Here is a 1,219-nt window from a genome sequence, read left to right as displayed (position 1 = left end):
CAAAACCAACCCACTGCCGGCAATCCACTTAACAGGGTATTGGTTGAAGGACGCGGGTTTTGAGACCGGTTTCACGTTCACGGTGAAGATTTTAAACGGTTGTTTGGTGTTGATACCCGACAGCGAAGACACCCGAGCGATTAAGCAGTAGAACCAACAACAGAAAGCGCAACTCAGTGCCATCAAACACACGATGCGCGAGCTGATGGCGGAGTATGTAAGCGGCTAAAGGCTAAACTGAACGGCTCTTAATAATGTCTAACTAGAGGATAATTCTTCTAGTTAGACATTATTTAATCAACATATTTAGCTCCGGCTTTTAACGGTGAAAACCCCTCAGGCCATATTGTATTTTTATCAAAGATTGCGTTGGTAAAAGTTGCATCCATAATTCTACTGGCATTCATATTAGCCCCTTTTAGATTAGTATTATTCATATTCACAGCAAATAAATCTGCATTTTTTAAATTAGCCCCCTCTAAATTAGCATCTTGAAAAAATGCACCGCTGAGTTTAGAGTTTACTAATTTACAATTAATTAATGATGCACCTAAGAAGTTAGTATTCATCAATAATGAGCTAGTAAAATTGGTATTATTTAATATGCAATATGCAAAATTGGCACTACGTAAATTAGCTTGCTCGAAAGATGCGTGTTGTAAGGATAATCCTTCAAAAATTGCCGTATGTAATAATTCCCCAGAGAAATCATAACCATCTAAGGTATCACTATCTATTTTTTTTATTTCATCGGTAGATTCAAAATAGAGGTTTATCATTTAATAGTTCCCCCAATCAAAAGTATCTACCTTTGTTTCAGGAATTTTTCCTACAATTTTACCAGCCACATAGCGATGGTTACTTTCAACGATAATATTACCATCAACCTTTATTGGTGGAGCAACATCACCTTTTAATAATCGATCAACATAACGTTGAATAGCTGGTAAGGATACAGAACCTTGGGCGGTTTGCATCGTATCCCCTTCCAGTGCACCTTGAATAATGTCAGAGGTAACATATGTACCTTTTGTAATTAGAGGGCAACACATCAATCCTAGTGGATCAATATATTTCGTCGGACAGTGCACACACCCATACGGATTCAACCCACTAACCAGCCCTATGGGATCTGGTGAGATAGACTGCCCGCTGTCCTTATCATAGTACCGAAAGCGGTTATAATACAAGCCCGTTTCGCGGTCTTCATATTGCCCGG

At 38.9% G+C, this 1,219-nt stretch carries 3 protein-coding genes; 1 reads left to right on the top strand and 2 read right to left on the bottom strand.

Annotation, left to right across the window (positions count from 1 at the left end; translation table 11 throughout):
* The first annotated feature begins 13 nt into the window (after positions 1-13).
* Positions 14-151: a SymE family type I addiction module toxin gene (locus PR675_RS00015; protein WP_230089754.1), complete on the top strand. Its 138-nt coding sequence runs from the start codon at positions 14-16 to the stop codon at positions 149-151.
* A 142-nt stretch (positions 152-293) separates the two neighbouring features.
* Here PR675_RS00015 and PR675_RS00010 read toward each other — a convergent pair whose 3' ends face one another.
* Complete coding sequence (locus PR675_RS00010; RefSeq protein WP_249890423.1) at positions 294-779, bottom strand: pentapeptide repeat-containing protein; 486 nt, start codon at positions 777-779, stop codon at positions 294-296.
* Positions 780-1,219 (bottom strand): RHS repeat-associated core domain-containing protein (locus PR675_RS00005; protein ID WP_272582641.1); only part of this gene is annotated, 440 nt, incomplete at its 5' end.

The sequence above is a fragment of the Providencia sp. PROV261 genome (assembly GCF_028477945.1).
In the GTDB taxonomy this organism is placed as follows: domain Bacteria; phylum Pseudomonadota; class Gammaproteobacteria; order Enterobacterales; family Enterobacteriaceae; genus Providencia; species Providencia stuartii.
Note: the sequence above shows the minus strand (reverse complement) of the source record. Positions and strands in the feature narration are given on the sequence as shown.